Here is an 18,003-nt window from a genome sequence, read left to right as displayed (position 1 = left end):
GGCAAGCGGCGAGGCGCCGCTTGCCCAGTGGAGGAGAGATGTACCCGTCGCAAAGCCGGATGACTGCGAGATCGCCGCGCCACGCGAGCACCGAACGGCGCGGCCGATCGGCTAAAAGGTCATTGAAATTCCGAGCTTATAAATCCGCCCGTATATGACGTTCGTGACCAAGCCCTCAGAGTACCCATCGTAGGACCTCTGCTTGCTATTGAGGAGATTGATACCCTCAAGCTTCACCTCAACGCCTTTGTACAACCTGTACTTCATCGTGGATGATAGGTCTTTGTAGCTATTCGTGAATACGCCGTTCCCGGTCGTTCCGTTCAAGCTATTGAAATACTTGTCTCGCCAGTTATAGGCAACGCGCAGGCCGATCGGCCCCTTCTCGTAGTAGCCGACGAGATTGATATTGTTCTTCGACAAACCCGGAAACGTCATCGTACGCCCCTGGGCGTCTTTGATGGGCGTCTCCGAGGCGATGTACGAATAGGTGACCATCGCGCCGAGGCCGTCGAGCGGGGCCGGCAGGAAGGTGAAAGGCTGCTGGTAGAGGATCTCGAGGCCTTTGACCGTACCATTGCGGCCATTGGTCTGCCGGCTGATCGTATAGACCGTGTTATTGTAAGTCTCGGGCGCCTTGATCGAAACGACGAAACTGTTCACGTCCTTGTAGAAGGCGCCCAGGGAGATCAACCCCTCGCCGCCGAAGTAGTATTCGAACGACAGATCGTATTGCTTGGCCTTGAAGGGGTCCAGGTCGGGCGAGCCGCCAGAGCCGGTCCCCAGTTGCGTCTGCACACCGCCCACGAACACCGGATCGTTGTTGAGCGAGACCCCGTTGTTGAGCGAGGAAGTGCTCGGGAAGCTCAGCACCTTCGCGAAGCCCGCCCGCACGATCAGGCCACTGGGAAAGACCAGCTGCCCGACGACCGATGGCAGGACCTCGCTGTCGTCGCGCTTGAAGGCCTTTGGCGTCGCGGTCGTCCCGCTCAGCACATTGCCGATCGACTCGAGGCGACGAGCCACCAGGCGAACACCGGCGTTGCCCTTGAAATCGGCGAAGCCCAACTCCGTGGCGAAGTTCAGCTTGAGATAGGCGTTCCGGAAGTCTTCGTTGATGTCGTAGGTCTGCCCAAGGCTGCTGAGCGACTGGGCGGGGTTGAGGCAGGCGGGATCTTGCGAGACCGTCGGAAAGCCCGTGAACGCATGGCAGGACCCGACCGCCGTCTCCTTCGCCGCGAGGTAGGCGCGCGGCAAACCGACCAGTTCGCCGGGCAGAAACTCGGGGTCGGAGAAGACGCTCAGATAGGTTGGAGACAGCTGCGACGCCGGGACATTCGGCCTCAGCAATGCATTGTGCGGCCGGACCGAGGTCTCCATGCGCTCAAAGCGCGCGCCCGCCTCAACGGACTCGAGGAAGCCCTTGGAAACCTTCCAATCGACGTCAATGCGCGACTGCAGGCTGTCGGTCTCCACCTTGCGGCCGTCGTCATAGTAGAGCGCGAGAGTCAGGCCCGCGGGATCTGTCAGGTTGAAGTTCGAAAAGTCGAAGGCGCCGAAGCTTCCGCTCCTGAAATCGAACTTCAGCGGGGCCGCGGCCGAAGACGCCAGCGTCAGGCGCGAATAGTTGCGCGACGTATGGGCCACGGAATTGCCGAAGGCGACCTGGGACGAAATCTTGAGCCGATCGGTGAGCCAGTAACTGCCCGTCAGGGCTTGCGACCAGATCTCGTTCTTGACGTCGAAGAACGAAACATTGGAATTCGGCGTCGTCGTCGCCGTACCCGCCAAAAGCACGTTGTTTTCGGAAAAGACCGCATTGGTCAGGCCGACATTCGGGTTGAACCCGAGCCAGTAGCGATCACGGTCGGCCTCTTCTCGGCTGTAGAGAACATCGGCCATGAGATCGAGCCTGGAATTGGGTCGCCACTGGACCACGGCGGTCCCACCGACCTTCCGGCGGTCGTCCATGATCTCCTGGGTCCGCACATCGCTGTGCCCTGTCCGCGCGATGCCGCCGTATTTGAACGATGTATAGCCGGAGAACGTGGTCAGCCCCTGCTCGGAAATATTGCGCTTGGACTTCGACATACTGACCAAGACGCCGAGCGTGTCGTTGGCGAAGGTGTCCGACACCATCGCGAACAGTTCACTCCCGTTGCGGCCAGGCAGATCGTCTCGCACGCCGCTCGCCGTCAAAGCTCCGTTGAGCCCCTTCTTGTCGAACGGCTTGCGCGTATGAATGTCGATGATGCCGCCCAGCGCGCCGGAAATCTGGTTGGCGCCCGCCAGCTTGGTGACCTCGAGCCGAGAGACCAGCGGCGACGGCACAAGGGCGAAAAGGCCATAGGTCGAGCCGCCCAACTCATCGATGATGGACCCGCCGCGGCCGGCTGAATCAAAGATTTCGCGGCCATTGTACAGGGTCACGTTCTCGCCAAGACCGCGGATGGCGATGCTGGTTCCCTCCCCCACGCCTCGCCCAAGCTGTACGCCCGAAACCCGCGCCAGCGACTCCGCTACGTTGGAGTCAGGCAGGCTGCCGATGTCCGAAGCCACCACGGCGTCGACGAACTGCACCGTGTCCCGCTTGATGGATCTCGCCCGGTCGAGACTCTTGCGCGCGCCGACGACGATGGTCTCCACCGTGGTTTGCTCGGCATTGGGCGCAACGGACGCGGCCTGAGCCTGGGCGATCGTCGCGGTCGCCGTCGCCGCCAGACACGTCCCGGCCAAGAGCATCGACTTGAGCATTTTCATTTCCTTCCCCCTTTTTATGCGTTGGTATTGTCGCTGTTATAGCATCAATAACATCATTGCCAAGAGGGCTTCAAATGCCTTCCAGCGTCTCGGCGGCGCCCCTGGCGGCGGCCTGGAGAGAACCGCGCCTCGCGCTCGGACCCGTCGGAGCTAGGCGGCGACTAGGCGGGGAGCATGACCTATCGGGCGCTTCGGGCGCCCACGTCGACGACAAGGCGCGCGCTCACCTTGCGCTTCATCATAGGCCAGACCTCTTGTTGAGGTTACGGTGTGATGCTATTCTAGCAACAATACGCGACTCACGTTTCGAGAGACAAGTGCCCACCCCGCCCCTCCATGACGTCTCAGGATCGCCGGCAGGCGCTGGCATGACGTCGCAATGAATGCGCGGGCCCTCTGCCAAAGCATCGCTACATGCGCGGCCATTAAAGATTTAATCGAGTATATCTTGGGTATTTATACATGATAGAGTCTTGCGGCGGTGGCGAAGAGCGACACCTTTACAATGAAATCATCACTGCCGACTTCGTTGTGGTCGGCGGCGGCCTTTCGGGTGTTTGCGCCGCGGTCACGGCGGCGCGCGAAGGACTAGACGTCGTCCTGATTCAGGATCGGCCAGTCTTGGGCGGTAACGCCTCGTCGGAAGTGCGGATGTGGACCGTGGGAGCCACCTCGCACATGAGCAACAACAATCGCTGGGCTCGCGAGGGCGGAGTTATCGACGAGATACTTGTCGATAATCTCTATCGCAATCCAGACGGCAACAGCCTCATCTTCGATATGATCGTCCTGGAAAAGGTTCGAGCGGAAACGCGTATTCGGGTCCTTCTCAACACGGCCGTTTTTCGCGCCGTGATGTCCAGCGAGCGCTCGATCGCCGGCGTGCAGGGCTTCTGCAGTCAGAATGGAACGCTTTACGATATACAGGCCCCGCTTTTCTGCGACGCTTCCGGAGACGGGATCCTCGGCTTCCTCTCGGGCGCGGCCTACCGCATGGGCGCGGAGTCGAAGGATGAATTTGGCGAAGGGTTCGCGCCGGATCAGGCGTACGGCGAGCTTCTGGGCCACACGCTCTATTTCTATTCGAAAGACACGGGGCGTCCGGTTCCATTCGTAGCGCCGGACTTCGCCTTGAAAGACATCACCGAGATCCCGCGGTATCGCCAGTTCAAGGCGTCCGATCAGGGCTGCGCCCTATGGTGGATCGAATATGGTGGCCGCCTCCATACCGTCAGGCAGTCCGAAGAGATCAAGTGGGAACTTTGGAAGATCATCTACGGCGTCTGGGACTACATCAAGAATTCGGGCAATTTCCCCGAAGCTGAGACGTTAAACCTGGAATGGGTCGGGACGGTCCCCGGCAAACGCGAGAGCCGTCGCTTCGAAGGCGATTACATGCTCACCCAGTCCGATGTCGTCGAACAGCGCCAGCACCAGGACGCCGTCGCCTACGGTGGTTGGGCGCTCGATCTGCACCCCGCCGACGGCGTCTATTCATCCGAAACCGCCTGCACCCAGTGGCATAGCCAGGGCGTCTATCAAATTCCGTTCCGCACGATGTACAGCCGGAATATCGACAACCTGTTCCTGACGGGCCGATTGATCAGCGCCAGCCACGTCGCCTTCGGCTCGACGCGCGTCATGTTGACTTGCGCGCTGAACGGTCAGGCGGTGGGTATGGCCGCCGCGCAGAGCCTCGAGACCAAGCAAACACCGCGCGATCTCCTCGCGCCTGACCAGATGCGGCGCCTGCAAAGCCGCCTGGCCGCGTCGGGTCACTATATTCCCGGATGCGCCGTCGAACGCGACGATCTCGCCGCGATGGCGGAGGTCACGGCGTCAAGCGAGTACGCGCTCGATGCGCTGCCCGCCGGCAAGGATACCGCTGACCTTAGCTGCCCGCGCGCCCTGCTGCTGCCGTTGACCGCCGGGCCCGCGCCCGCCGTGACGTTCCTGGTCGAAGTCGAGCAAGACGCCGAGCTGGTCGCCGAACTGTGCATTTCGGCGCGGGAAGGCAATTTCATCCCCGACAAGGTGCTCGCACGGAGCAAGGTGAGCCTGGGCAGGGACGACACCTCCGCTCGCTTCGTGTTCGACACTCTCGTGCCGGACGGATACGCCTTTGTCGTTCTGCACCAAACCGAAGGCGTGCGCATTCGCCTGTCCGACACCCGCATCACCGGAGTCTTGACCGTCAGTCAGACGTTCGGCGACCGTGTGGCCAAAAGCTCGATCCAGACACCGCCCGCCAACATCGGCATAGACAGCTTCCCGTTCTGGATTCCCGAGCGCCGTCCCGGCGGCAAGCTCTTCGCGGCGATGTTTGATCCGCCTGTTCGGCCGTTCGGCGCGGCGGCGGTCCTGAAAGGCCCCGACCGCCCAGCTCAGGCGGCCAACGCCTGGCTGCCCGCGAAGGACGACCCCATGCCCGCGCTGACCTTGCGATGGACGGAAGCCCGGACCGTCGGGCGGATTGAGCTCAGCTTCGACACCGACTTCGACCATGGCATGGAGTCGCTGCTCATCCGCCACCCTGAACGCGTCATCCCCTTCTGCGCCTCGTCCTACCGACTGATCGCCGACGATGGTGTCGAGCTGGCCTTCGTCCACCAAAACTACCGGACACGGAACGTGATCCGCCTCGATCAGCCCATCCAGACACGGACACTGACGCTGGAGATCAAACAGGACAATGGCGCGCCGCCGGCTGTCTTCGCAGTTCGCGTATACGCTCAATGAGGATCTGAAGAGATGTGGGGGGAAAGACTGCGCGTACGATCGCGCTGGGCTGTTCTGGCGATGTTGTTCTTGTCGACAGTCCTGAACTATCTCGACCGTCAGGCCCTGTCGATCCTGGCCACGACGATCCAGAAAGATCTTGGGATCGACAATATCGGCTATGCCTTCATTGTTCAGATGTTCCTGATTTCGTACACGATTTCCTATGTGGTCGCCGGCCGACTGACCGACATTCTTGGGACGCGCATCAGCTTGGCCTTATTCGTGGGATGGTGGTCCGTCTCCAACATGCTCACGGGGCTGACCCACAACATCGCGCAGTTGGGCGCGGCCCGCTTCCTGCTGGGCCTGGGTGAAGCCGGAAACTATACGGCCGCGCCCCGGATCGTCGCCGAGCGCTTCGAACCGGAAAAACGCGGCTTGGCCATCGGCATCTATACCGCCGGCGCCATGGTCGGGGCCACGATCGCGCCGCCGCTCATCGCTTGGCTCGCGCTTAGCCATGGCTGGCGCGCCACTTTTGTCATCACTGGCGCGCTAGGCCTGGTCTGGCTGATCGTTTGGCTTTTCGTCGTTCCGCCGCGGCCGGCCGGCGAACGAGACGATCGCAAGAAAACCGATTGGAAGCGCCTTTTGACCGCGCCGCACCTTTGGTGGCTTTTGATCGCGCGCCTTTTAACGGACCCGGTTTGGTATTTTTACCTGTTCTGGTTTCCGAAGTACCTGATGGAAGATCGCCATCTCACGCTGCTCGACGTGGCGCGTCTGGCCTGGGTCATCTATCTGGCGGCGGACTTTGGCAGTATTCTGGGGGGGATGGCGTCCGGCGCGGCGGGCCGGCGGTTTAACTCACCGGTCAAGGGGCGTCTGTCGATCATGGCCGCCGCCGCCATGTTCGCCCCGCTCGGGGCGATCATCGCCGCGGGTCCGCATCTCCCACTGATCTTCGCGATCGCCGCACTCGTGAGCTTCTGCCATCAGGCCTGGCTGGTGAATCTTTCCGCGCTCATCACCGATCTCTTTCCAACCCAGGCGGTCGGTACGGCCTTCGGTCTCATCGGTGCGGGTTCCGGGCTGGGCGGCATGGCCTCGACCTACATCGTAGGCGCTCTGGTGACGTGGCACTCCTATGGAGCCGTGTTCCTCTGCATGGCCATCCTGCACCCGGTGGCGCTATTTTTCGTGGCCCAATGCCGCAGGGTCGAGCCTCAGCCTCAGATCGCGGGCTGAGGTAAGCTACGCCTCTTCTCGAGATCGCTAATACTGGCGGTCTCCACCTCGCCAAGCGCGATGCGGCGAGCGGTTTCGTGGAGAATGCCAGCCAACTCCGCGGCGCGTTCAGGCGAAATCGCGCCCGAAAAACCAATGGCGCTTTCGATAGGGTCTCCCACGGTCACCGCCACGGTGTGGTGCCCCTTTTCGGGCGCCGAATAGATATGGGCATAGCCCAGCGTTCGGATCCCCTCCAGCGCCTCGAGCAACGCATCGACCCCGCCGGGGAAGCCTGGAATGTTCTCCATCGCCCCGTAGGTGGCGAGCACGTCCTCGGTTTCCATCGACGCCAGAAGCGCCATACCGATGCCCGACAGCGTGGCGGGATAGAGGGCTTGCGAGCCGATGAAGCCACGCCGATCGCTAGATGTCGGGTCAGCGTGGAACAAGTAGGCCACGCTGTCGCGCCACAACACTCCGAGCGCGACGAGGTAGCCCGTCTCCATGAGTTGTTCCAGCGGGTGAAGCGCTCGGCGTAGTAAGCCCGAGGCGTAGAGACTTTGGGCGGCGATCACGTGCATGCCCGGACCGGGCATGTATTTTCGATTGGCGTTCTGCTGGGCGATCCCGAGGTATGCAAGCGTACGGAGCAACCGGTTCACACGCGTCGGCTCAAGTCCCAATTGCCGCGCCAACTCGCGGTTGCCCACGGGCCCGTCGGCGTTCGCCAAAGCCTGCAACGTCGTTATGCCGTCGATAAGGCTCTGGTTTGGTTGGGCGTTGAGGCTCTTTTTCATCTGTAAGTCCGTAGCTCTCGCTTGTTTTGTCCCAACCATGCCGTGCCACAGCACGGAATCGCACCGATGGACGCCCCAGCAGCTAAGACACTAGCGCAACGGGCAGGAACGTGCGCGCGGAGGTGAACTCCGGTTGGCATCGCGCGCTCACCACCCAGCTAGTCGGCGATCAACTCCAGGACACCGTCTCCAGGCGTCAAAACGATCTCGGCGGCGCGCTCGCCGCGAAGAGTGATGTCGACCGCCTTTCCGCGCCAGGAGGCTTTGCGCGGCGCGCGGTCGGTCACGACGAGCACGGACGCGGCGTGTTCGCCTTCGACGTTCAGCCGCGCCAGGAGACCTTGCGCGGACCAATGCTGCTGGCGGATGTGGGTATTGAAACCGCCGCTCAAGGTTCTTGACTGGTAGTAGGCCTCGTACCAGTTGCGCACGGGCGAGGAGAGCGCCCCAAAGGGCGACCAACCGCCTCCCCGTCCGGTGAAAGCATCGAACTGTTCGTAGGCCAAACCGCTTCGAGCGATCTCGCGGCTGTAGACGTCAAGCGCCGTCTGAGCGATGCGCCAGGCCAGTGCGCCCTGCCCATAGTCGAGCATGGCCTTCCACATCAGCCACTGGTGGGGCATCCATACGGAACCCGACCAGTAGCCGGCGCGATCGAAATAGCTTGCCCGCTGATCGACCGCGGTGACGCCGCTGGGTGTCCACAGTCGCTCCGAGGACATCAGGTTATCGATCATCGCCCGTCGCTGCGAGGCGTCGGCGATATCGGCCACGAGCGGTGCGACGCCATCGAGCCCCATGTTGAAATTTTCGCCAGCCGCGCTCCTCAGCCAACCGGTCGGCGCGCCTGTCGGATCGTGCACGACATAGGCGTAGTAGCCGCTTTGGGCGTCCCAGGCATGGGTTTGCAGCGCCTGGCTAAGCGCCTCTATGTCCCGGCTCCAGGCTTCCGCGTCGCGATGGAGATCAAGCGTCGTGGCGATGCGGCGCAGAAGCTTGGTGCATCGGATGGCATGGGCGGTGCTGATGGCTGGCGCGACGCGCGCGGCCAGACCGCCAGCATGCATGGCCATTTGCGCCGGATAATCATCCATGCCGGCGGCGTTGTAGAAATAGTCGTAGGTCCTGACGAGACCGCTACCCAAGGTCCGACACGTCGAGCCTGCCGCGCGCCCCAGCAAGAACTCAAGGTATCGCTTGAGTTTTGGATAGCGCTCCCGCGCGAAAGCCTTGTCGCCGTTCAGATTCCACAGCGCCTCGAACTGATAGAATTGGGTCGGGAGCGGCGAACCATGGTGGAGAAAGGCGGCCTGCTTGTCCTGAACCGGGCTCAGATAGGTGTCCAAAAGCGCGGTCGACAGGCGCGGCGTTCTTTTAGCCAAGCCCAGTCCCGTGAAACCGGAGTCCCAGGTATAGACCGACGGCCATTCGCGACCTGGACTATAATTTCGCACCCAGGCGCCACCGGTCCAGATCGGAAACAGCATATTGGTGGCCGCCGTGGCCAACAGGCGTTCGGCGCTTTCGGCGTACCGGTCGCCGGCGGCTCGATCGATATCGCCGAATTTTTGCCGAGCCGCCGCGAATTGCATATCAAGCGCGTCGGCGTCGGCTACGAGAAGCTCGCCCGCCGCGCCGCCTTTTCCCACCGCCACGCGTAGGTCTCGCCAAGCGGTTTGCCCCGGCTCGAGGTCGAACACCCGGTGGGTGAGCACAGTGACGTATTCCGAGGTCTCCGCATCGGGCACGCGACGCATAGTGAACGTCGCTGGAGACTTCAGGGCCGTCTCCAGGAGGCGCAGATCATCGTTGGCCACCGTGCGGATGGGCAGGATGTCGTCTGTCCAGCTCAGGGCGTAGGTGCTGTCGGTCTCCTCGGCGAAGGCCAGGACCGTGGATCGTAAGGCGTCGCGGCGTTGCGGACGCAGAGCCCAGGCGTGGGGGGCGAAGCGGACGGCCTCGGCGGCATTCTGCTCGAAGAGAACAAATCCATTTAACTCGACGGCGGCGTCGCCCAGGGCCGTCAGCGACCAGTCGTGCTCGCCCGCCGCGAGCTTTCCCACGGCGAGATCGCGTTCCATGAAGGCTTGCGGATCATCTCCGCCGGCCAGCGTGACGACACCTGAGAAAAGCCCGCTCGCCACGAAACTGGCGGAAGGGAACGCGCAGCGATATCGAAGGCGCACGACCGCGTTGGCGAGGGGCTTGGTCAGCTTCACCCGCCAGCGGATCTGGTCGCCTTTCTCGCGCCCAAAACCCTGGCCAATTCCACACCCATCGACGAAGCCGTGCTCCACCACCTCGCCGTGGCGGCGGCCGTCGTACGGAAGGCTCTCATCCGGACCCGGCTTGGCCCATTGGAAATGGTCGTAGAAGAGCGCGTTGACCCAGACCGCATCGATGGGCAGCGACACACGCGCCGGTCGCAGGGGCGTGCGTGGGACCGCCAGGTGAGCAATGCCCGACGATCGCGGGCGCTCGAGGCGGGCCGGGCACGGGGGCGGGCAAAGCCGCGCGGTCCAGTTCAGAACAACAGGACAGGCGACATCGGAGAGGTTGCGAACACGGGCCCTGAGCACGCCTCCCGCCTCGGACAGGCGCAGCCATTCGAGGCGAACTTCAACGCCCGCTTCGAGCCGATAGAGCCATGCGTAGTAGCTCAGGTCCGGGTCCGCGCGCACCGGCTGCATGCCCAGGCCGCTATGCGCGAACGGGACTAAACTCTCCCGCCGCAGGATGGCTGGCGTGAGCGCGAAATCCATCCGCAGTCCACGCTCACGGTCCGTGATGTGGGAAACCCCGTTCCAATGGTCGCTATACGGGCCCCAGTCTGGCGTCGGGATGTCACGGTGCGCGGGCCGCGGCCAAATCACGGCGGAATCCACTGACCGGCCCTCAGCGTCGACATTCACGCCAGTCGCGCTCGCGGCCGCGCCCAGAAGCACTAGAGTGTTCCGCCGAGTGGGCATGCGGATCCTTTCACGACAATCGACGGCTTACAAAATTATGCGGAGCGTCGATAGCCTGACCGTCGAGCCGTAAAGAGTTCATCAGCTGTGGGTTGGCCGGTTCGCCTCAGGGCGCTGGTCAATCTCGCGCGCCAACACTGATGGCGGGATCAAGTCCATGGCGGGCCGAGAGCTCTGCCCCTAAGCTTGGCCCCTCCAGTCCATGCACGAGCGATCGATGTCCAGCCCTGTCGCCCTAATCATCGTCGACATGCAACGGGGCATGCTGCCGGAAAACACTGGGGCTCGAAACAACCCAGGAGCCGAGGACAACATCGCTCGACTGCTGGCGGTCTGGCGCGAGTGGGACTTGCCTATCGTCCATGTGCGCCACATGTCCCGTCAGCCTGGGAGCCCGTTCTGGCCGGGGTCTGAGAAGTGTGAATTTCAGCCCCGCTTCGAGCCTCTAGCGCACGAGCATAGGCTGGAGAAGAACGTCAACGACGCCTTCGCCAACAGTGGCCTGGAGCGCTGGCTGCGGGTTCGCGGCATCGCACGCTTGGTCGTCGCAGGCGTTAGCACCAACAACTCTGTGGAGGCCACCGTGCGCGCGGCGTTCTGCCTTGGGTTCGAAGTCACCCTGCCCGGCGACGCCTGCTACACCTACGATAAAGTCGACATCCTGGGCGTTCCGCGCTCCGCGGAGGATTGGCACGTGACCGCCCTGTCGAACCTGAATGGCGAATATGCGACTGTCGTCCGCACCGCAGAAGTCGTGTTGGCTTCTCGCGCAAACCCCTGAGCCGCTTTTAAGCACGGCTTCCCCATTCCTACCTGTCCGCCGGCCAGGCCGGCCGCGACAGGAAGTTTTTCCCAGATGCGTTTCGCCGTTCAACGATCGTCGACTCCCGCAGCCGCCGCATGACTCTGGAAGCATTCGGTCGAGACATCCCCGAGCGCGCTGCGGAGAACTATGGGTGGCCGCTAGCAATTCAGCGGGGTCTGAAATCCTTGCTCGCGGACGAGCGCGCGTCCCGGCGGATCGGTTGCGGCGAGCCCTAGAAGCGTGATGCGACCGCCACCCGAACAAGGCGACCGACCGGGTCGCGATCGTCTCGTCCATAACCTGGCGCGGGCGCGCCGTCGTCGAGGCGCGCGCGTGGACGGGCATCAAATAGGTTGTCGACGTCGATCGTTAGGGTTGCGCCCTGCCCACGCCTGGAGGACGCGCCTGCGGCTGTACTGAAGATGTAGGTGAGCTTTAGGTTCACCCTGCTAACGGCGCCCACCTTGAGGTCTCGCGCCCCGTCGTGTCCGCTTTGAGCCCGTATCCGATAAGCGTCCTTCCAATGGACGCTCAGGTCCCCGCCTATGCGCCCGCGGCGGGCGGTGGCGCGAAGACTGAGCTCTTGGCGGGGCGCTGCGCCGCCGTCTCCCGCGAGGCGATCCATGGGCGGCAGACCCGGATGGACGCGCATGACCTCTTTCAGGCGCCAGACATGGTTCAACGAGAGCTGCAGGGCGCTCGGGCCCGCAGACCCGGGCTTGGGAAGCGGCAGCGTCGCGGTCAAGGTCGTGGTCAAGCTCTTCGAGATGTCGGACGCGAAATTGATCGGGCGCCGGTCGACACTCACCAGAACACCTTCGGTGTTGCGTCCGAACCGATCCGGAAAGGCCGCTTCGATGTCGAGGGTCGGTTCCGAGAGCACGCCGATTTCATCCGTGGCCGCGCTCCGACGATAGCTAAGGCTTCCGAACATACGGCCAGCGCCGAACGGCCCCATGGAAACGCCGATCATTTGGCTTTCCCGTTTTGGCGACCGCAGATCAGGGTTGCCGCCGGTCAGCGGCAGTACGGTGACCGACCGGCCCGTGCGAAAATCAAAGACAGTAATCGGCTCGGCATAGACAGACGGAGCAAAGCGCTGGTCGTCGCTCGGGGCGTTGATGGATCTTGACCAGGCGCCATTGACGCCCAGAGCCTGGATCGGCGTCCAATAGAAGCTCGTATTGATGTCTGTTCCACGCGCCGCACCCGTCGACCGCTCCGCGGCGCCGAGGTTGATGGACAGATCGCCAACGCCGCGGCGATCCGTGGTCGGCGTCGGCGCCGATCGAGAAATCGGGACGGAGAGCTGGAAACCCGCGCTCGCGGTCTGGCTGGCGTAGCCGCGCCTGGTGCCCGGCAGGCGGGTCGACGCGCGCGAGCGCGAGGCCTGACCCGATACGTCCAGCGTGATCGGGCCGGCCGGAAGCCTCAACAGGCTGCGATCCATCGAGAGGGTCGTGTAGACGGCGTGGCTGTCGGTCCGCGCCGGGCTCAGGCCCGCGGATTGGACGCGCGACACCTGACCGGTCAAGGCGCCGCGAACGGACCAGCCCAAGGCTTGCCCGCCAAGGCCGCTGTTGAGCGCCAAGGCCCGCTGATCCGTCCGGCTCCTAATGTCCCGCCCGCCCGTGTTGGAAACGAAGGTCGAGGTCTGCTTTTGCGCATTGGCCACAAGCGACCCGTTCCAGGCGCCGATCATGCGGGTAAGGCTCAAGTCGAGTGTGGTTCGGTTCGATTGCGGGCGGAGCGACGTCCCGCCGCTCTCGGGATGATCGCGCCTGTAGTCGGGCCGTTCGTCGGCGCGCAACGAGGTGTCGCGAGAGAGCCGTAATCCAAGGCGGCTGGTGTTCAGATCCACGATTTGCGCTCGGCGCAGGTCGCCGCCGCTGCTCGCCTGGTCGCCGAAGGTTGGACGCGCCAGGCTGGCGCTGGCGTCGCGCCCGTCGAAGCGCCGCTGCAGCACGATGTTGATGACCCGGCGCGACGGATCGGCGCTCCCGTAGGCGGCCGCGGCGGCCGGCGGAAGCATTTCAACACGGGCGAGCGCGTCAGGCGGAAAAGGCAGGAAGGCGTCGGGATCGGCCAAACGCTGGCCGTTGACGATGACGACGGGCGAGCCGCGGCCGCCGGCCGCATCGTTGAACCGCCCGATCACCTCGCCGATATCGCTAGCGCCCAGAGTGTCGATCTCTTCGGCGCCGTATTCACGCTCGGGCGCGAAACGCGTCGCGCCGCGTCGTGCGACAACCTCGACGCCCTCAACCCAGTTGGGCGCGCCGGCCTGTGTGTCCGTGCGGCGAGACGCCATCGCTTGCCCGGGCTGGGCGGGGATCTCGATCGCGGCGCTGGCGGGGACCTGCGGTGTCCACGCCATACTTAGGGGCGCCTTGCGCCAGAAGGCCAGGACTGCACGCGATCCACCGAAAACCCGCTCAACCGGACGCTCCCAACCGCTGACGTGGCGGCATGGACAATAAATCAAGCTTCGAGAACTATCGTAAAGGTCGTTTTATAAAAATTTAATCCTTGAAGCGAGTAAGCTCGCGCATAAGCTGAGCTCCGCGACGTAAGGTCGTGCTTCTGGAGAACACCCATGCGTAAACTCCTCCTGTCCGCCGCCGCTCTGCTGGTCGGCGTCGCCATGGCGGGTTCGGCTTCCGCCACCGCCTACGATTTCGTGATCTTCAAGAACAACAGCCCATCGACCTGGACGAAGAGCAACGAAACGATGTCCGGTGGGACCTGGGCGACCATTCCGCCGTCGTCCAACCCGGCGGGCGGCACGAAGTCCGGCTACTACACCGCGCCGAACAAGGCTCCGACCAGCTATTCGGTGAGATGGACCGACAGCAGCGACGGCACCAGCTGCACCTTCAGCTCGTACGCCTATCAGAACAGCTTCGGGAACATGGCCTTCTCTTCGTCGGTCACGACCGCCGGGCCGCGCGCCGCTTCGGTGATCTGCGTGGGCGCGGTGCCCAGCACATCCAACCTGGACGGCAGCTACGATTTCAACATGAGCGCCGGCTATTAAGCGGCCATTTATGTACCATTGGTAGTGCTAGTGGGATCGCTATCGCGATCCCGCTAGCTTTTCGGGTGGAGTTGTCATGCAAGTTTCGTCCGCGATCACGCCGAACGCGACAGCCCAGACGGGGTCGCCGCTGGTTGACCAGGTTAAGCGCCAAGCCGCGATCCTCGCCGACGATTCCGGCGCCACGAACGACCAGAAGGTCGAGGCCTATATCGCCATCTCCAAGGCCATGGCCCAGTCGGCCAGCGCGGGTTCGGGCTGGTTCCAGCAGAGCACCCAGGCCGACCGCGACGCGGTAAACGCCGTCTTGGACGGTTCTGACGTGGCCAAGCAAATCCGGCAGGCCGCCGATGATTTCAATGCGCGCGGCATGCGTGGCGGGCGCAACGGCAACGTCATGGCCGATCAGCTGGGCTATTTGAACGGTCTGCCAGCCACCCAGCAGAAGATGATTTTCGCGGGGACCGCCAGCCTGGATCAAACAGCATCGCTGGACGGCTGGAAGGCGTTTCTCCAGCAGAACGTCGAGGCGCGCGACCAGCAGCTTGCAGCCGAAGCGCCCAAACGGTCGGCTGTGAAGGTCACGCTTACCGATGAAGCCAAGGCGGTGATGGCGCGATCGAAGGACGGCGCGGAGCCGTCGGCTTCCGGAGATCCCGGCGCGACGGTCACGTTGACCTTAGGACGAAACGACGAAGGCGGCGTGGCCGAAGCGGCTTTGAAAATGCTTCAAAGCGCTGCGGATCGGCGCCTCGAGGCCGAAGAGCGCGCCGACGCAAAAGAGAAAGCCAAGACGGCGTTAGGCCAGACGACCGACGTCTATGAAGCCGGTCAGGCTATCGACGCCCTGATCTAGATCGATCGTCAAACCCGTCCCAAGCAGGACATCGGGTTATTGCCGACGCCCTCGGCCGCGGGATGCGCTAGTGGCCGCCTTCGACCCAGGCGACGCCAGCGGCGCGCAACGCCTCGGCCAGCGCCTCTTCGAGATCCAAGGACTCCCATTGCCGCATGGGATTGAGGTGCGCGACCATGTCGGGCAGGAGCCGAACGCCAAAACGGCGCGCGGCGCTGCTGGATTTGTACCCTGTCTTGTGTTGGTCGAAGCGCAGATCCGGATCGCGTGCGGTCTGCCCGACATAGAGGCCCCAGGGCTCTGCGCGCCGCGGGTCATAGAGCAGAACGACGTACACCGAATGTTTGGCGCCGGAGGCGCGGCGCGTCGTCGCCTTGAACGACCGGGCCACGCTGAACGCGTCGTCTATCCATTGAGGCCCGTGATCGCGCAGCATCACGCCAGGCTATGAGCACGAACGCTTGCGCGCCAGTCGCGGAGGCGCATAGAGCGCGCCCCGAAGGATATCCGCGTGATCGAGGCCGCCCTCGGCGATCATCGTGCGGCGCGATCGAGATTTAGGATGGAGCGCCCAGTCGGCCGGTGACTGTTCCCGTAAGGTTGTTCAGGTGGCATGTATATTTAACACTGCCACTGAAGACGTTCACGGTAAGTGCGCCTGTCAGACGAAGTTCGAAGAGGTGGGCGTCAACGACGCGGCGCTCGCAGCGCTCAGCGGTGCAAGCACCGCAGTACCAGGGCGACTAGGACTGGAACTACACGTTTCATGACGAACATCCCGCCGGTAGCGCTGAGGCTGAGCGCGCCAGTAAGGGGCGACAAAGGAAGAGTGTCGTTAGGCGCTGGGCGTCGTCCAGGCCGCCTGGCCACAATGATCTCTCGAGTGAAGGAAAGGTACGACCTACTCGGCCCTATTGAAATCCGCGCGACGACGCCTCCTGCGTGGCCACATCGTACAATCGGTGGAGTTGGCGCGCCCTGCAGGATTCGAACCTGCGACCGCTCGCTTAGAAGGCGAGTGCTCTATCCAGCTGAGCTAAGGGCGCGCGCGCCGGACCTTCGACGAAGGCCTTAGTGGGTCCAAGGCTGCTTGCGGTTGGCCGCGAAGTTGTCGGCGTAGGCCTTGATGATCCGCTTGGGGGTCTTGGCCTCGAACAGCTGGAACGCGATCTCGTGGCGCTGGGCGTAGGCCACGGCTTCGTCGCGGGTCTCGAAAGTCAAGCGGACCTGGCCGTTCATGTCGCTGGACTGGGTCCAGCCCATCAGAGGATCGGACTTGCGGGCCGAGGCCGGTTCGAACTCCAGCACCCAGTCCTTGGTCTTGGCCTTGCCGGACTGCATGGCGTTCTTGGCGGGGCGATAGATGCGGGCCAGCATGGACCTCTCCCAAAGTACTTGCCGATGGTCGGAGCGGCAGGATTCGAACCTGCGACATCCTGGTCCCAAACCAGGCGCGCTACCAGACTGCGCTACGCTCCGAAACATCGGCAGGCGCGTGCTCTACAGGGGTTCGGCGCGCGGATCAACAAAGGCCGCGCTCAACTTCGCGTCTTGTTCACGCCTTCGGAAAGATCCGGTGCAGCACGCGGTCGCCTGGCAGAACGCCGAGCTGCGCCGCGCGACCGCCGGCGATCTCAAGCACGCCCAGCACCAAGCCTCCTGACGACAGGGGCGTCTCGTCATGAGGACGAGCGTTGCGGACGATCGACAGGATCCTGCCGTCGGGCTGGATGTAGATGATATCCAGCGGGATCAGCGTGTTCTTCATCCAATAGGCCGCCGGCTGCGGCCGTTTGTAAATGAACAGCATCCCCCGGTCGGGCGCGAGGGCCTTGCGGAACATCAGCCCCCGCTGCTGTTCGGCCCGGGTGGCGGCGATCTCGACCTGAAAGCGCGCGCGCCCGCGGCTGGTGACGATCTCCATCGCCTCCAGCCGCGGCGCGGCCCAGACCTCTCCGCCCGCGCAGGCGCCAAGCGCCAACCCGGCGAGCAGCCCTCGCCTGTCGATCATCCGTCGCGCCACATGTCACCTCGCCGAATGCCCGCCTCCAGGGAGACTAGCGTCCGGGTCAAGGCGGCGAAAGTCAGACGTCTCCGGCGGTGATTTCCGCGACCACCAGGCCCTTGGGCCCCCGCGCGAACCGCACCAAGACGTCATCGCCCGGCTGCAGGTCCTCAAGTCCGCCCCGACGGAGCGTCTCGATATGCACGAAGATGTCGCCCGGCTCGGCGTCGCGAATCACGAAGCCGTAGCCCTTGGTGCGGTTGAACCACTTGACCTTGGCATGCTCGGCCGGTCCCTCGGGGGTCAGGGCGTGACGCCCATGACCTTCCCTGAGGGGGTCGCGGCGTGGCGGCCCGTCAGCGAAAGTTCGCTTTTGCCGCTCGAGCGGCACGGGCGCGCAACTTTCGTCGAGATCGACGACTTCGCTGACCTGCCAGCCTTTCGGTCTCCGCACCACGTCGCACACGATCACCGCCCCCTCCATGGCGGTTTCGCGGCCGCAGTTGCGCAGCGATGTCACATGCAGAAGCACGTCCTTCAGCCCGGTCTGGCCCGGATCATCCGGTACGATGAACCCGTAACCCTTGCCGGCGTCGAACCACTTCACCCTCCCGCTGATGCGCACGAACTCTTCGTGCGCCGCAGCGTCCTCGAAATCATAACCAGACATCCCACCCCTCTGGCTCGCCCAATCAGCCCATCGGAGCGAGCACTACGAGAACAGTGTTCTCGCGTGACGAGAGCCGTCAATGACGAAATCACGTCAAAATGACGTGCGGGTGCGATCCGCGACATTTCGCCGCAGCTACACTCTGGCAATAAT

General features: G+C 63.5%; 13 protein-coding genes and 2 tRNA genes. 5 read left to right on the top strand and 10 right to left on the bottom strand.

Annotated features, from left to right (window positions below; translation table 11 throughout):
• Positions 1-111 precede the first annotated feature (111 nt).
• A complete protein-coding gene (locus tag ASC70_RS13195) occupies positions 112-2,754 on the bottom strand; it encodes a TonB-dependent receptor (protein WP_056050768.1) in 2,643 nt (880 codons plus the stop codon).
• 468 nt (positions 2,755-3,222) lie between these two features.
• Here ASC70_RS13195 and ASC70_RS13190 point away from each other — a divergent pair, with 468 nt between their 5' ends.
• Positions 3,223-5,499: an FAD-dependent oxidoreductase gene (locus tag ASC70_RS13190; RefSeq protein WP_056050766.1), complete on the top strand. Its 2,277-nt coding sequence runs from the start codon at positions 3,223-3,225 to the stop codon at positions 5,497-5,499.
• A 69-nt stretch (positions 5,500-5,568) separates the two neighbouring features.
• Positions 5,569-6,729 (top strand): MFS transporter, encoded by a 1,161-nt coding sequence (locus ASC70_RS13185; RefSeq protein WP_200939217.1) that lies wholly within the window; start codon positions 5,569-5,571, stop codon positions 6,727-6,729.
• Here ASC70_RS13185 and ASC70_RS13180 read toward each other — a convergent pair.
• Both ASC70_RS13180 and ASC70_RS13175 read right to left on the bottom strand, forming a co-directional pair.
• Complete coding sequence (locus tag ASC70_RS13180) at positions 6,714-7,508, bottom strand: IclR family transcriptional regulator (RefSeq protein ID WP_082539707.1); 795 nt, start codon at positions 7,506-7,508, stop codon at positions 6,714-6,716. The two genes, ASC70_RS13185 and ASC70_RS13180, sit on opposite strands and share 16 nt — an antisense overlap.
• Before the next feature lie 158 nt (positions 7,509-7,666).
• The gene (locus tag ASC70_RS13175) at positions 7,667-10,270 is read right to left on the bottom strand and encodes a trehalase family glycosidase (RefSeq protein ID WP_162247217.1); all 2,604 of its coding nucleotides are present in this window, start codon (positions 10,268-10,270) and stop codon (positions 7,667-7,669) included.
• Between the two features lie 424 nt (positions 10,271-10,694).
• On the opposite strand from ASC70_RS13175, the gene ASC70_RS13170 reads away from it, so the two are divergent.
• The gene (locus ASC70_RS13170; RefSeq protein WP_200939216.1) at positions 10,695-11,258 is read left to right on the top strand and encodes a cysteine hydrolase family protein; all 564 of its coding nucleotides are present in this window, start codon (positions 10,695-10,697) and stop codon (positions 11,256-11,258) included.
• Between the two features lie 256 nt (positions 11,259-11,514).
• Here the strand turns inward: ASC70_RS13170 and ASC70_RS13165 are convergent, their stop codons facing one another.
• A complete protein-coding gene (locus tag ASC70_RS13165) occupies positions 11,515-13,659 on the bottom strand; it encodes a hypothetical protein (protein WP_056050758.1) in 2,145 nt (714 codons plus the stop codon).
• A gap of 219 nt (positions 13,660-13,878) precedes the next feature.
• Here ASC70_RS13165 and ASC70_RS13160 point away from each other — a divergent pair, with 219 nt between their 5' ends.
• Together ASC70_RS13160 and ASC70_RS13155 are read left to right on the top strand one after the other, a co-directional pair.
• Positions 13,879-14,319, top strand: coding sequence for a hypothetical protein (locus ASC70_RS13160; RefSeq protein ID WP_056050756.1), 441 nt, complete (start codon positions 13,879-13,881; stop codon positions 14,317-14,319).
• 76 nt (positions 14,320-14,395) lie between these two features.
• Entirely contained in the window at positions 14,396-15,175 is a 780-nt protein-coding gene (locus ASC70_RS13155) for a hypothetical protein (RefSeq protein WP_056050754.1), read from the top strand.
• A gap of 67 nt (positions 15,176-15,242) precedes the next feature.
• Here the strand turns inward: ASC70_RS13155 and ASC70_RS13150 are convergent, their stop codons facing one another.
• The 6 genes from ASC70_RS13150 to cspD all read right to left on the bottom strand — a co-directional run bounded on the left by ASC70_RS13150 (position 15,243) and on the right by cspD (position 17,850).
• Positions 15,243-15,611, bottom strand: a complete 369-nt coding sequence (locus ASC70_RS13150; protein ID WP_056050752.1) for a hypothetical protein — start codon at positions 15,609-15,611, stop codon at positions 15,243-15,245.
• Positions 15,612-16,144: 533 nt separating this feature from the next.
• Positions 16,145-16,221, bottom strand: a tRNA-Arg gene (locus ASC70_RS13145).
• 25 nt (positions 16,222-16,246) lie between these two features.
• Positions 16,247-16,552 (bottom strand): ETC complex I subunit, encoded by a 306-nt coding sequence (locus ASC70_RS13140; RefSeq protein WP_047406117.1) that lies wholly within the window; start codon positions 16,550-16,552, stop codon positions 16,247-16,249.
• 25 nt (positions 16,553-16,577) lie between these two features.
• Positions 16,578-16,654, bottom strand: a tRNA-Pro gene (locus tag ASC70_RS13135).
• Between the two features lie 76 nt (positions 16,655-16,730).
• Complete coding sequence (locus ASC70_RS13130) at positions 16,731-17,186, bottom strand: DUF192 domain-containing protein (protein ID WP_235519381.1); 456 nt, start codon at positions 17,184-17,186, stop codon at positions 16,731-16,733.
• Between the two features lie 73 nt (positions 17,187-17,259).
• Positions 17,260-17,850 (bottom strand): stationary phase survival cold shock domain protein CspD, encoded by a 591-nt coding sequence (gene cspD, locus ASC70_RS13125; protein WP_056050750.1) that lies wholly within the window; start codon positions 17,848-17,850, stop codon positions 17,260-17,262.
• Positions 17,851-18,003 lie beyond the last annotated feature (153 nt).

Origin of the sequence: Caulobacter sp. Root343 (genome assembly GCF_001425745.1) — a bacterium.
GTDB lineage: Bacteria > Pseudomonadota > Alphaproteobacteria > Caulobacterales > Caulobacteraceae > Caulobacter.
This window is presented reverse-complemented; position numbering and strand designations above follow the sequence as displayed.